12 protein-coding genes and 1 pseudogene are annotated in these 13443 nt (G+C 62.2%); 6 read left to right on the forward strand and 7 right to left on the reverse strand.

Annotation, left to right across the window (positions count from 1 at the left end):
• Positions 1-48 precede the first annotated feature (48 nt).
• Together H143_RS0108860 and H143_RS0108865 are read left to right on the forward strand one after the other, a co-directional pair.
• Positions 49-1812, forward strand: coding sequence for an ATP-binding protein (locus H143_RS0108860; RefSeq protein ID WP_019937880.1), 1764 nt, complete (start codon positions 49-51; stop codon positions 1810-1812).
• The gene (locus H143_RS0108865) at positions 1809-2747 is read left to right on the forward strand and encodes a hypothetical protein (protein WP_231378487.1); all 939 of its coding nucleotides are present in this window, start codon (positions 1809-1811) and stop codon (positions 2745-2747) included. Before H143_RS0108860 ends, H143_RS0108865 begins: the two co-directional genes overlap by 4 nt.
• 293 nt (positions 2748-3040) lie before the next feature.
• Here H143_RS0108865 and H143_RS22950 read toward each other — a convergent pair whose 3' ends face one another.
• The 3 genes and pseudogenes from H143_RS22950 to H143_RS0108880 all read right to left on the reverse strand — a co-directional run bounded on the left by H143_RS22950 (position 3041) and on the right by H143_RS0108880 (position 5331).
• Positions 3041-4018, reverse strand: coding sequence for a hypothetical protein (locus H143_RS22950; protein ID WP_231378488.1), 978 nt, complete (start codon positions 4016-4018; stop codon positions 3041-3043).
• Between the two features lie 231 nt (positions 4019-4249).
• Positions 4250-4438, reverse strand: a pseudogene (locus H143_RS0108875) (amidohydrolase family protein); the annotation flags it as partial.
• Between the two features lie 5 nt (positions 4439-4443).
• On the reverse strand, positions 4444-5331 hold the full coding sequence (locus H143_RS0108880) for an SDR family oxidoreductase (protein ID WP_019937884.1): 888 nt from the start codon (positions 5329-5331) through the stop codon (positions 4444-4446).
• Between the two features lie 181 nt (positions 5332-5512).
• Here H143_RS0108880 and H143_RS20320 point away from each other — a divergent pair, with 181 nt between their 5' ends.
• Entirely contained in the window at positions 5513-6130 is a 618-nt protein-coding gene (locus H143_RS20320; protein ID WP_019937885.1) for a TetR/AcrR family transcriptional regulator, read from the forward strand.
• Between the two features lie 103 nt (positions 6131-6233).
• Positions 6234-6398, forward strand: a complete 165-nt coding sequence (locus tag H143_RS22435; protein ID WP_155803359.1) for a hypothetical protein — start codon at positions 6234-6236, stop codon at positions 6396-6398.
• A gap of 136 nt (positions 6399-6534) precedes the next feature.
• Here H143_RS22435 and H143_RS0108895 read toward each other — a convergent pair whose 3' ends face one another.
• On the reverse strand, positions 6535-7509 hold the full coding sequence (locus H143_RS0108895) for an amidohydrolase family protein (protein WP_019937887.1): 975 nt from the start codon (positions 7507-7509) through the stop codon (positions 6535-6537).
• A 37-nt stretch (positions 7510-7546) separates the two neighbouring features.
• Positions 7547-9034 (reverse strand): aldehyde dehydrogenase, encoded by a 1488-nt coding sequence (locus tag H143_RS0108900; protein WP_019937888.1) that lies wholly within the window; start codon positions 9032-9034, stop codon positions 7547-7549.
• A gap of 153 nt (positions 9035-9187) precedes the next feature.
• Here H143_RS0108900 and H143_RS0108905 point away from each other — a divergent pair, with 153 nt between their 5' ends.
• Entirely contained in the window at positions 9188-9850 is a 663-nt protein-coding gene (locus tag H143_RS0108905) for a TetR/AcrR family transcriptional regulator (protein ID WP_019937889.1), read from the forward strand.
• Positions 9851-10009: 159 nt separating this feature from the next.
• Positions 10010-10408 (forward strand): hypothetical protein, encoded by a 399-nt coding sequence (locus H143_RS0108910; protein WP_155803360.1) that lies wholly within the window; start codon positions 10010-10012, stop codon positions 10406-10408.
• On the opposite strand, the gene H143_RS0108915 is transcribed toward H143_RS0108910, so the two are convergent.
• Together H143_RS0108915 and H143_RS0108920 are read right to left on the reverse strand one after the other, a co-directional pair.
• Positions 10344-11648 carry a cytochrome c gene (locus H143_RS0108915; protein ID WP_019937891.1) on the reverse strand — a complete coding sequence of 435 codons (1305 nt, stop codon included), beginning with the start codon at positions 11646-11648 and terminating at the stop codon, positions 10344-10346. The two genes, H143_RS0108910 and H143_RS0108915, sit on opposite strands and share 65 nt — an antisense overlap.
• 11 nt (positions 11649-11659) lie before the next feature.
• Positions 11660-13441: a GMC family oxidoreductase gene (locus H143_RS0108920; protein WP_019937892.1), complete on the reverse strand. Its 1782-nt coding sequence runs from the start codon at positions 13439-13441 to the stop codon at positions 11660-11662.
• Between the last annotated feature and the right edge of the window lie 2 nt (positions 13442-13443).

Genomic DNA, 13443 nt, shown 5'->3' on the forward strand with positions numbered 1-13443 from the left:
TTGAGCCTATCCCAGGCTCAGTCGGCTCACCCAACCTGTGACGCATACATGAGTACTTCAGCCCTGGACAATGCACCCTCTCTGACACTAGACGAAGAGCGCGAAGTCGAGCAACAATATGAAGAGCGTGCAGACCATCTGGCGCTTGCTGCATTTCCCTCCAGTACGGCGGTGACAAACGACGCGGAAGAGTGGATCCATTCACTTACGGGGCCTGGCGCAAAGCTGCTGGTAGGCCCGCGCGGTTGCGGCAAGACGCACTTGATGCGTTTTGCCTTTACGCAGTGCATCACCGATCCGGATCTGCCCTTGGCGGTCTACATCAACCTGAATCGATACTACACGCTGGAGCCCTTGCTGCGTCGTCGGCCAGAGGCCATGTCGACGTTCTACGTTTGGGTGCTCGCCAACGTCATGGTTGGCTGCCACGAGTCCATCGAGGCGTTCAGCGCACAAGGCCTCGTCCGATCTATCGACATCGACGCGCTTCTGGAGTTCAACGAGACAGAGCTTCGGGACCTCATCGGTGCCTACGAGAAGAACCAGCCTCTGAGCACGGAACTCGACGAGGTCGCCAGCCGGCTGACGATCGACCGAGTCAAGCAATTGCTCCTCCGCAGCGCAGACACGCTCGGACGTCGGCGGATTGTGCTGCTGCTCGATGATGCAGCTCTCACTCTCACTCCCGAGTATTTGTCTCACTTTTTCGATATCTATAGGGCGCTGAAAGCTGCCCGAATCGCGCCGAAGGCGTCGGTCTACCCGGGCACGACGGAGTACGGCCCCAACTTCCACGCGGGGCACGAGGCTGACACAATCTTCGTCTGGAAGCGCGTCACCGACCAAGACTACCTGCCCTTCATGCTGGACATTGGCGCAAAGCGCTTTCCAGACATGTCCTTGGTTCCTAATGACATCCGAGAGCTACTCGCTTACTGCGCCTTCGGGGTCCCCCGCGCGTTCATGACGTTGGTCCGGAGCTACCTGAAGAATGTGAAGAGCCAAGGGACGGCTCAGAGCACTTTCAACGTCACCATCGACGAGTTTCTTGCTGACCGCGTACGCGAGTACCTGACGCTAAAGGACAAGAAGCCCCAGTTCTCCAGCATCGTTGGCGTCGGCAAGCAGCTTCTAGACAAGATGGTTGAAAGCGTCTATGACGCCAACCAGCTTCTACTCGAAGGCAAGACACGCCAGCTGTACATCGGGATCGATGCGTCGGGCGTCAATGACAAGCCGTATGTACAGCGCATGCTCCTGCTGCTTCAAGAGGCTGGCATGGTTTACGCAGTCTCAGGTGTCTCCCACGGCGATCGCGACTACGTGCGACTTGTACCCCACCTGGCAGCTGTGCAGGCACGTCGCACCTTCGCAAAGAAGGGCGGCTTCTCGCCGAGGTTTGCGGTCGACATGCTGTCCCGTCCTGACGAGAAACATCCCGTGCGTCGATCGATGTCCACTCTGCTGGATTCGACCACGCTTGAAGCACTGTGCCTGGACCTTCCGAACTGCCTTAACTGCCAGACCAAGCGCGTAGAGGGCGCTAAGTACTGCTTCAACTGTGGGGAGAAGCTCACTGATGAATCGACGTACGAAAGGCTCATGCTGGCGCGACTCGCCGATGTGCCGGGGCTAACGCCATGGCAACGAGAAAAACTCAGCAGCTCAGACACGTTGCCGCGGACGGTTGGCGAGTTCATCGCTCTGCAGGACCCAGGAACTACGCTGCGCACGATTCATCGCGTTGGCCAAGTGCGCGCCAAGACCATCATTGATGCTGTTCAAGCTTTTCTTGACGAGTACCTGTCGTGACCATGAGCAAGAACGCCACGAGTATGTTGGAAACGATCACACCCTTTCCAGCACCAACCGCAACGAAGCTAGACACGGCCAAGTGGTTCGATGCAGCGCACATACCAATGGTTGAGTCACCAATCGACGAGTTCCGCCGGAACCTTGCTGAGATCAATAAGCTGTACCTGCAGGCAGAACTGCGCAAGGAATACGTGCCGATGCTCGGGTCACTGGTGTACCTAGGCATGGTTTCAGCAGCAGAAGGCTATTTCCGTTCGCTACTGCGGCGCCTGATTCGTCAAGACACCGCGTGTGAGGCCAACGCCGCAACGCGAACAGTGACATATGGCGCCGCGATCCATCATGAACCCGCGCTGCTTCCTGAGTCCCTACTCGAAGACGTCTCGCTCGCATCGGCCAAGAACGTCTTTAGCGAACTGCGCTCCCTGTGCGGAATTGAGGTTCCTGACTCGCTTCAGCAGTTGTTCCAGAACTTTGAGGCGATCAGCCAGGTGCGCCATTGCGGCATTCATCGGTTCGGCAAACTCGGCAGCCAGCAGGCCCTCCGACTCGGAATTGAACAGCACAAGCCACTGCTCGAGAAGCCGTTGGCCCTTCAAGTTGCACAACTACAAGAGATCGCCGACGCACTACAGGCGTTGATTCATGCTGTCAACTCGCTGTGCTTCTCCGAGATACTGAAGAGGACACATACGGCTGGCCCGACCGGTCGAGGAAAGAAGAAGCTGTATCAGGAGATCTGGCAGCAGGACTGGGACGCGGACGAGACAAGGTTCACTGTGTATTACGACATCTTCGCGTCGACGAGCAAGCCTGATCCCTCTGCCCCCGCCAAGGACGTCTACGGCGCGTTCATGGCTTTCGTAAAGAACTACGACGCTGCGCAGAAGAAGTCCAAAGCAGCAGTTTCGACTGCGGCGCCGGTCAATTGATTACTTCTTCGCTGCGTGAGTTGCGTCGGTCGAGCGGCTATGACGATCAATGACCGGTTTGTGCTAACGCAGCCGTTCGTGGTGCGCAGGGCGAGTGACTCAGATCCAGCCTGAACCAGACATTTGCGAGTCACCGGCCAACGGCTGATCCTGGCCGCTCTCCGACCAATGAGATCGACTCGACGCTCTTCGTCGCGGAAAGGTCGCAGCCCGACCCGTTGCGGCCTTTGGGTGCAAGACTGCATCACAGCGGCGGGATTCGAGTGCACAACGGCCATGCGTAGTGGAAAAACTCAAGAGTCAGACTGTCGTGCGATAGCCTTGAGTACCAAATTGTCAAGTGCCTCAATTTCGACGACGTAACCTGATCGTTGATCACGCGCGTTAATTGTTCCCCAAAAATAGACTTTCAAATAATGCTTAGGGGCTTGGGCCTGTTCGATCTTTTTCATCAGCAAAGCACCTCCGCTATAAGCATGAATACGCGACAGAGGCAAATCAATCGTAAGCGAACGGCCGCCTTCGTTTTCATCGAAATTTTCGCACTCGCCCATGAAATTGATGTATAGCCGCTTCGGCGTGTCTTCAGGCCAAAGCTTGGCGCGTGCGCCACCGTACACGATCCGGCGACCATTCTCATCCGGCGTAATCCAATCCGGGCGTAAAACGGCTTGACGATAGCTGAGAGTTTTTCCCTCAATGACTACCTGACACTCCTTGAGCTCATCGCCTTCATACTGTGCCCAGCAATCGATGAAGCGTTCCAGACGCGACGTACTGGTGTAGCCATCGCGTGCACGGGCACCGCCGCCTGACGATGGATTCACATCCAGTGGTTCGCGATCTACTGGAGAATTAGTTACCTGTTTGCCGGATGGCGCATCAGCCGTCGAGTCAGAGGTTTTCGGTCGGAATACGTCGATCACGTTGGTCGACTTGGATCGCTCCACCCGAGGGTTCGGATCGCCGTCAGTGTCACCGCCGTTAGCTCGACGCTGCGCATGCCCCTGCACCCAGATGCACGTTTCAAGATGCGGATTTCCGGACGGCGCTCGAAAGTGAATCTGACGATATTTCTCGGTTTCCTCAATCAACTTGTCATAGTTGACACCTGACACGAGCGGATTTTTTTCTGCTCGACAAGCATCATCGGAGCATCGAAAGATGAATCGCTTTCGGCGATTTTCCGGCAAGGCAAAGTACGCTTTCTGTGCATCGTAGATATCAACGACTTTGCCAAGCTCCGCACAATATGCTTCCAGTATCTCCATCAATCCTCCTTAGCACCCTAGCGGTTGACCACCCTAACTGCCTCAACGGCATCCGCGCGCCAAACTTGAGAATGGGATGGATGGCCGCTTTGAAGTGTGCTGCCGAGACCTGAATGTCCGAGCGCTGTCTCTCGCGACCGTCGCATGTTGGCCGCACTCCGACCGATTATGCCTGCTCGATTTTCGTCATCTCGAAAAAGTCGCTGTCCGACCCTGAGCTGACATACACAGCGCGAAACCGTAGTCGCCACCCGGCAGGATGCGGATGCCGCGCTTATGCATCTTGCGCAGCGACTCGGAGGCGATTTCCAGTTCGCGCTTGTAGCCCATCTTCTCGGCAATGGCCGGCGTGATGCCGTACTCCGAGGCATTGAAGTTGGTCCGCACCAGCCAGCCTATGCCAGGAGCGACGAAATGCTTGGCCACTACGCTTTCAGGGCGCGTAGATCGTTCAAAAAACCTGGGCCTTCGGGGTTCCACCCGAGCGACATTCGTGTCCAGTCCCCGCTGGCAGAGAGATCGAGAGCGACGAGAGCGGACATCGGCCCGAAATAATCGTGCGCCGCTTCAGGCGAGAGCGAAACCACCGGCAGGTTCAGCCTCTCGCCAATCACCTCCGCGATGTCGCGCAGGCTTACTCCAATCTCGCTCACTGCGTGATATCGACGCCCTGGTTCCCCCCTTTCGAGTGCAAGCCTGTACAAACGGACCACATCGGACACGTGGGCGGCCGGTACGCAGTTCGTGCCCTCGCCGATATATGCCACCTTGCCCTTCTGGCGCGCCAATTGAATGTGAAGTGCAATGCGCCCCTGATGCTCGGTGTCGTGTACCTGCGGCAAGCGCATGACCATCGTCCGCACACCCATGGCGATCACGGAATCGGCAGCTTCCTCGGTCGCTGCGCGTGGCGACTTCGTCGCGGAATCGTAGCCGTCGGTCTCCCTCACCGGTCGCCCGCCCTCGGCCCTGGCGAGGCCGGTGCCCGAGGTCACGAGGAGCGGCCGATCCGATTTGGCCAGCGCCTCGCCGATGGTCTCAATGACCTTTCGGTCCTCTTCGCTGTGCTGCCTGACGTTCGTGAAATCGTGGTTGAACGCCAGGTGAATGACACCATCGGCGAGCTGTACCCCGGCACGCAAGCGGTCGAGATCGTTCACGTCACCAAGAAAGACCTCCGCTCCCGTTTGGCGTAGGCACTCTGCACTCTCCTCCGAGCGGCTCATGGCGACCACATGGTGGCCCGCGCGAATGAGTTCCGGAACCAGATGGATACCGATGAAGCCTGAGGCTCCTGTTACCATGACTCGCATTTTGAATCTCTCCTTTGGTGACGTTTGACCCGGCCCTGCTACGATCGCCAACAACCAAAGCAAATGGCGAGCAACCACAAAACGGAACTGAGTTCCGTTTATACGGAACGATCGTCCGCTTGTCAAACAACCGACCTCGAGAGGTAGCGTGGGCAACGTGGACTCCAAGTACAGAGATGGCATGTCGACCGAGCGACTCGGCCCCGTTCGCGCCGACGCTCAGCGCAATATCCAGGCGGTGCTGACCGCCGCGAGGGCCCTCTTCACCAAGTCAGGCGTGGACACGCCCATCCGCGAGATCGCAGAGCAGGCGGGTGTCGGCGTCGGAACCATCTATCGACACTTCCCGAAGCGCGTAGACCTCATCGCTGCGGTTTTCCGGCATGAAGTTGACGCCTGCGCTGCGCGCGCGGACGCCCTGGCAAGCCAGTTTCCGGCTGGTGAAGCTTTGGAGCGCTGGATCGACGGCTATATTGACTTGGTGGCCACGAAGCGCGGACTGGCCGCGGCAGTTCACAGCGGCGATCCGAGCTTCGAAGGTCTCGCAGCATATTTCGAGGATCGCCTGACGCCACCGTTGGACGGGCTGTTGAAGGCAGCCATGGCCTCGGGCGCCGTCCGCGCCGAAGTCGATGCATGGGAACTAATCTGGGCGATCGCGGGTTTTTGCCGCACGCACCGAGCAGGTGACTTGGCTCTCGCCAAACGTCTAACTAAGCTGCTGCTCGACGGCCTCATGACTGCGCCGTCGGATGCCGATGCCCGACAGCAACGTTCGCGCCACTTGCCGCCCCAGTGAGTGGCCATGCACGCGAGAACCTGCTGGCGCTTTAGCGTAGGCTGGAAGTCTTGAGCATCCATGTTGCGGTTCAGGTCGGCTCACCGAGCCTACTGAACGAAGCATGCTCGACATTTTGAAGCGCCACTACGATCTGTACCTTGTCGGTGCAGGTCTTGGCCCGCGCTACGATTCCCCACAGCGTCGTGCGATCGACGACGAGGTACAGCTTGTCGTCATCGTAAAAGACCCGGTGGCCAGCCATAGCGGCCTGGAGCGCGGCGTCTAGCGTGCACTCGGCGACGGAATGTCAGAAGTCGCTTTGGGCGTCCTTCAACGTGCCGGCCTTCTGTCGAGCATGCGGGTGGGGTTCGAAGTGCGGGATTGACGCCCGCCGCCCGCGGCGGCGAACGACCTTCGCGCGATCACGCGGACCGCGCTGTGTGGCTCGCCCGCTCGATGCGCCGCGCCGCGTCCGGGAACAGCCTCAGGGCGTTCTTGCCGATCTGCTCGACCCGCTCGGGCGAGAGCCCGGCCACGCGCAGCAGCGCTTCGATATTGGCCACCGCCGTGGCTTCCACCGTGCACGGCACGCCGCAATCCGAGCCGTAGACGATGTGATCGCACGAGGTCATCGCCAGCGCCGGAGCGATGGTGTGAACCGAGCCCGTCATCGCGGTGTCCAGGTAGAGCGCGGCCAGATGCCGGCGCATCTCGTCTTGCGTCACCCGCTGGGGATTGGGAATCCACGGCTGCGTGCCCAGTAGCAGCAACCGTCCCGACATCGCCGGTAATGCCGCGCCGCAATGCGCGAGCACGAAGCGGATATCGGGATGGCGCCGGAACACGCCTGTGTACAGCATGTCCACCACCGTCCGCGTGGTCTCGAAGGCGACGTCCAGCACGGGACTCGGGCGCCCGAACGTGCCCGGCGCATAGGCATCCGGATGTACGAACACGGTGGCCCGGCGCAGATTCAATTCGGCCCAGACCGGCTCCAGGCGTGAGTCACTCAGGTACACGCCGTTGTAGCAACAGGTGACGGCGAAACCGTCCGCCTCCAACACCCCCTGGCCGCGGTCGATCTCCTCCCGTGCTGCGTCGGGATCATCCGTCGGCAACGCGGCGAGCAGGCCGAAGCGCGACGGATGCCGGCTGACGATGCTGGCACCGAAGTCGTTCGACGCCACGAGCGCGGCGAGCTCCTTGGGGATGTTGCTCAGCATCTGCATCTGGATGCCGATCCGGTCCATGTAGTCGAGCGTGTCGGCCAGATTCCAGTCGCGCGGCTTCGGCCCGGTCCAGTCGGCCTCCTGCATGCGTTGCCAGCGCACCGCGCTTTGCTCCTGCGTCATCGGCGGCGTGAAGTGGGCGTGGACGTCGATCCATTGATTGACCATGTCGTTTTCCTTTCGAGAGCGGGTTGGAGGGAGGGAGTCAGCGGCTCATCGTCTCGGCGGCGGCCCACCAGCGGGCGACCTGGCCGCGGCCCGACGGCATGCGGACCACCTTCGAATAGCCGAACTCCTTCAGCGTGTCGATGCAATGCTCCCTGCCGTGGCCGCTCGCCTTCGTTCCGCCGAACGCGGTGCCGAGGACGGATCGGTTGTAGTTGTTGACGAAAACGATGCCGGCCTCGAGATCGCGTGCCACGCGCAGCGCACGCTCGCTGTCGCGCGAGTACACGCCCGCCACGAGCGCGAAATCGGTGTCGTTGGCGATGCGCACGGCGTCCACCTCAGTGTCGAAGGCGATGACGCAGGTGACGGGACCGAAGATCTCTTCGCGCGCGATACGCATGCCAGGGGTGACATCGACAAAAAGGGTCGGCAGCACGAAGCAGCCGTCCTCGACGAGTGGATCCTGCGGTCGCGGCGCCTGCGCGGCGATCACCGCACCTTCTTGCTTGCCGAGCGCGATGTAGTCCAGCACCCGGCGTTGATGCTCCGGCGTCACCATCGGGCCGACGTGCGTCGACGGGTCCGCGCCGTTTCCCACCCGAAGCTTCGCGACCGCCGCCGCGACGCGCGCCACCAGCGGCGCATGGACTGAGCGCTGAACGAGGATGCGGGAGGCTGCCGTGCAGGCGCTGCCGTTGTTGAAGAAGGCACCCTCGATGATGTCTTGGGCCGCCAGGTCCAGATCCGCGTCCTCGAACACGATCAGCGGATTCTTTCCGCCCAGCTCCATCAGCGTGGGCGTCAGGTTCTCGGCCGCCGCTGCCCCGACCTTCTTGCCGGTCGTGGGCGCACCGGTGAAGGAGATCTTGCGCACGCCCGGGTGCGAGACCAGCGCCGCGCCGGTCTGACCCAGACCCGGGACCACATGCAAGATGTCGTCCGGCATGGCTTGCTGGACAATCTCGGCCAGCCGCATGACTGTCAGCGGCGCCTGCTCGCCGGGTTTGAGCACGATCGCGTTGCCCACCGCCAACGCGGGCGCCACCTTGGCACCGAAATGGATGGGGGGCCAGTTGAAGGGAATGATGCCGGCGATGACGCCGTACGGTTCCAGGAAGGCTTGGCTGAGCAGGGGACCCAGATCGTGGCTCTCCTGGGGCAGGCTCCCGATCAGTGCACCGAAATATTCGAAGGAGGCAATGCACATCTCGATGTCGAAATCGCGTGCGACACTCACCGGCTTCCCGTTCTCGGCGCTCTCGAGCCGGGCCAGATCGTCCGCATGGTCCCGCAGAAGCGTCGCGGCGGCGAGCAGGCAACGGCCGCGTTCGCGCGCGGGACGCCGGCTCCAGGTGGCGAAACCGCGCTGCGCGGCCTTTACCGCCGCATCGACCTGGGTTGGACCGCCGCCCCGCACGGTTCCCAGCAACTGCCGGGTGGCAGGGTTTTCCACCGTGAAGTTCAGGGAATCGTCGCAACTCGACCAGGGGGTGGAAAGGCGGGGTAGCGTGAAGTCGTATAGCATGGTTTTCCTTGTAAATTGTCGCGTTGGAGCGCGCCGGCCGTTGGCAGCTACTAAAGTGCACTACTGAGTGCAAACAAGTATACACATTGCACCGTGCAGTGCAACTCGGTGCGACATCACCCCATCAACCCCCAGGGAAAAAGGACGCCCTTCATGCCCATCGATCGCGATCCGGCGCCCGGCAGTGCCCCGGACGAGCCCACGCCGCCGCAACAACTGCTCAAGCGCCAGTCCTTGCTCGACGCGGCGGCGGGTGTCTTCCTGGAGCACGGCTTCGGCGGCGCCAGCATGGACCTGATCGCCGTCGCGGCCAACGTGTCGCGACGCACGCTGTTCAATCAATTCGAGAGCAAGGAAGCGCTCTTCGCCGCCGCGGTGACACGCGTCTGGGAACGCATGCCGGTCATCGAGATCGCAAACGACGGCGCAGCCCTGCGCGACCCGGCACTGGGGCTGTTCAACATGGGCATGGCGATCGCCGATTTCTGGGCCCCCGACGCGTCGCTCTCGTTGCTGCGTATGGTGATCAGCGAGGGGGGCCGCTTTCCTCAGTTGGCCCGCGACTTCATGGCGCTGGGCAAGACGCCGGCGTTGCAGGCGCTGATCGCCTATCTGGCCCGGCTGCAGGAGAAAGGGCACCTTCGCGTCGAAGACCCCGATCTGGCGGCCCGGCAGTTCGTCGGCCTTGTCAACGAGCCGCTCTTGTGGCCACGTCTCATCGTCGTGGCACCGGGCCCGTCCATGGCGCGCCGCACGGAGGTCGTCCAGCAGGCGGTGAAGCTGTTCTTGACGTGCTACGCGGTGCACCGGCACTGAGCTTTTACAGGCCGGCCGGCGTCACCTCGAGCGTGGCGGGGCGTGTTGGCCAATCAGATGGCCCGTATTTGGCCTGAAGCGACGACCTCATCAAATAGGGCTCTGCTTGTTGCCGGTCCCGCGCTGCCCGCGCTGGTACAAGACGACATCGCGACTCACATGATCGACGCGCTCGACGACGCATCGAGCTTCCAGCTCCAGGCGCTCATCGAAGGCATGCTCGCCAACCCGAAGCGAATGATGGAAGCCTGCACGAAGCTGCATCCGGGGGTGAGCCGTTTTTCGATGACGGCCCCGGGTGAGTCTCTCGTCGTGGGCGACAAGGTCGAGCTGGCGACCCAAATCGCTCGAATCGAACACGAGTTGGGAGGTGTTTCGCGCATTTGCCTTCAAATGGCCACAGGACCGATCGATCGAGAAATCGGCTCGGTTCAATTGAAAGGCTGGCGGAGAGCCGATGAGACCCTCCGCCGTTTTTTACGCATTCAACAAATCACCGCGAAGGCGCCGCCGCAGCCCCTACCTCTTTGCGCACCTTCGCAACCTGGCCCGCCGTAACGGCCGGCGCATTGTTGCCCCAACTGCCGCGCACGAAGGTCGCGATGTCGGCCACTTCCCGGTCGGTCAAACGCCAATCGAAAGCCGGCATGGTGTAGCGCGTCGGCGCGGCGCTCGTTCCGGGCACCTGCGCGCCCTTGAGGATGATGTGGATCACCGATTGCGGATCGGCCGCGTTGACCACCGGGTTCTGCGCCAGGCCGGGGAAGGTCTCGGGGTAGCCCTTGCCCGTCACGCGGTGGCAGGCCGCGCAGTTGTTGATGAAGTCCATGGCGCCGGGAATGCTGGCGGCATGGCCGGCGAGCGTGGCCTGGCCGACCGTGTCGTTGTACGCCAGGGGCCGGTTCCCAGACGGATTCTTGGGCGGCAGGCTCTTCAAGTACGTGGCGATGGCGTTCAGGTCGCTGTCGCTCAGGTACTGGGTGCTTTGCGCCACCACGTCCGACATGCCGCCGAACGCCGCGCTGTGCGCATTGCGGCCGCTCTTGAGAAACGCCACCAGATCGGCCTTGGACCAGGACCCCAGGCCGTCGGCCATGTCGCCGCGCAGATTGCCCGCCAGCCAGCCGTCGACCACTGCGCCCGAGAGGAAGTCGGAACCGCCCGCCGCGCTGGTGGCCTTTTCCTGCAAGGCAACGCCGCGCGCCGTGTGGCAGGCGCTGCAGTGGCCCAGCCCTTCGACCAGGTATTTGCCGCGCAGCATGGCGGCATCGCCCGAGTCCGCGGCGGCGGGCGCGGGAGTATTGACGGGCGTGGGCGCGAACATCTTGCGCCAGACGCCCAGGGGCCAGCGCATGGACAAGGGCCAGGTGATGCCGTTGGCCTTGTTGGGCTGGTCGACCGGCGCCACGCCGTGCATGAAGTAGGCATAGAGCGCCTTCACGTCATCGGGCGAGACGCGGGCGAAGGACGTGTAGGGCATGGCCGGGTACAGCGAGTGGCCGTCCTTGGCGATGCCCTGGCGCAGGGCGCGGTCGAAGTCCTCGAGCGTGTAGGTGCCGATGCCGGTCTTCTTGTCCGGCGTGATGTTGGTCGAGTAGATGGTGCCCAGCGGCGAGGCGATGCCCAGCCCGCCGGCGTAAGGCTTGCCGCCCGTGGCGGTGTGGCAGGCGATGCAGTCGCCGGCGCGGGACAGGTACTCGCCGCGTTTGATGAGCTGCGTATCGGCCGAAGGATCGGCGGCCCACGCGGCGTTGGCCGTCAGAAGAAAAGCGGCGACGAGGAGATGGCGTTTTTTCATCATGTCGCTCCTTATGCCTGGACCAGCGGGCGGCCCGGGTTCTTCAGGTATTGCTCGCGGATGGCCTTGACCGACCAATACGCCAGCGCGCCGAGCAGGCCCGTGGGGTTGTAGCCCATGTTGTACGGGAAGGTGCTGGCGCCCATGACGAACAGGTTGGGCACGTCCCAGCTTTGCAGATAACGGTTGAGCACGCTGGTCTTGGGGTCGGCGCCCATGATGGTGCCTCCGGTCAGGTGCGTGCTCTGGTAGACGCGCGTGTCCCAGTGCGAGCCGGGCTTGCGCACGCCGACGAAGTACTTCTCCGGCTTCATCGCTTGCGCGACCTTCTCGCCCGCCTGGCCCATGTGCGCGAGCATCTTGAACTCGTTGTCGTGCCAGTCGAAGGTCATGCGCGCCAGCGGCAGGCCGTGCGAGTCCCGGTAGGTCGGGTCCAGTGAAATATAGGCGTCGCGGTAGGCCATGACCGAACCCGATAGGCCGAAGCCGAAGGTGCGCTGGTAGGCATCGACCATGCCGGCCTTCCAGCCCGAGCCCCAGGCGGGCGAGCCGGGCATGGGCGCGGCCTGCTTGATGGGCCGCCCGCCCGTGGTGGCCTGGCGGATCACCGCGCCGCCGATGAAGCCGTAGGGGGCATGATCGAACTGGTCGGCGTTCATGTCGTCGAAGGCCCAGACGCCCGCGCCCGTGCCTTCGAAGGGGTTGAAGTAATTGCCTTTGGGCATGATGATGCGCACGCCGCCGTTCATCTGGTAGGCCAGGTTCTTGCCTACCACGCCTTCGCCGGAGACCGGATCGTAGGGCTTGCCGATGCCCGAGAGCAGCATCAGCCGCGTGTTGTGCAGCTGGAAGGCGGTGAGAATGACCAGGTCGGCGGGCTGCTCGACTTCGTTGCCCTGGGCGTCGATATAGGTGACGCCGGTGGCCATCTTGCCGCTCTTGTCGACGTTGACGCGGGTCACGTACGAGTGGGTGCGCAGCTCGAAGTTGGGTTTTTTCAGCAGCACCGGCAGGATGGTCGTTTGCGGCGAGGCCTTCGAGTACATATAGCAGCCGTAGTTCTCGCAATAGCCGCAGTAGTTGCACGGACCCAGGCGCACGCCGTAGGGGTTGGTGTAGGGCTTGGAGGCGTTGTCGGCCGGCGCGGGATAGGGATGAAAGCCCGCGTCCCTGGAGGCTTTCTCGAACAGTTCCTGTGCGTAGGTCTGCTGCAGCGGGGGCAGCGGGAATTCGTCGGAGCGCGCGCCTTCCAGCGGGTTGCCGCCGGACACGATCTTGCCCTCGATGTTGCCGGCCTTGCCCGAGGTGCCGCAGACTTTTTCAAAGAAGTCGTAGTGCGGCTCCAGGTCCTTGTACGTGACGCCGTGATCCTGCAGCATCATGTCTTTGGGAATGAATTTCTTGCCGTAGCGTTCCACCGTGCGGGTGTAAAGCTCCAGTTCCTCCGGCAGATTGCGGTAGTGCATGCCGTTCCAGTGAAAGCCCGCGCCGCCCACGCCGTTGCCCAGCAGGAACGAGCCGTTCTGGCGGTAGGGCACCGCCGTTTCCTGCACGCTGTGGCGGATGGTGACGGTTTCCTTGGACAGGTCCTGAAAGAGCTTGCCGCGCACCGAGTGCGCCAGCTCGTCGAGCGCCTTGGGGTATTCGGCGTCGGTGGGCGTGTCGCGCATGCCCCCGCGCTCCAGCGCCACGACCTTCAGGCCGTCGTTGGTGAGTTCCTGGCCCATGATGGCGCCGGTCCAGCCGAAGCCGACCAGCACCACGTCGACTTTGTCTTTTTTGATGGATGCCATGG

It is taken from the genome of Bordetella sp. FB-8 (assembly GCF_000382185.1).
Taxonomy (GTDB): Bacteria; Pseudomonadota; Gammaproteobacteria; order Burkholderiales; family Burkholderiaceae_B; genus Bordetella.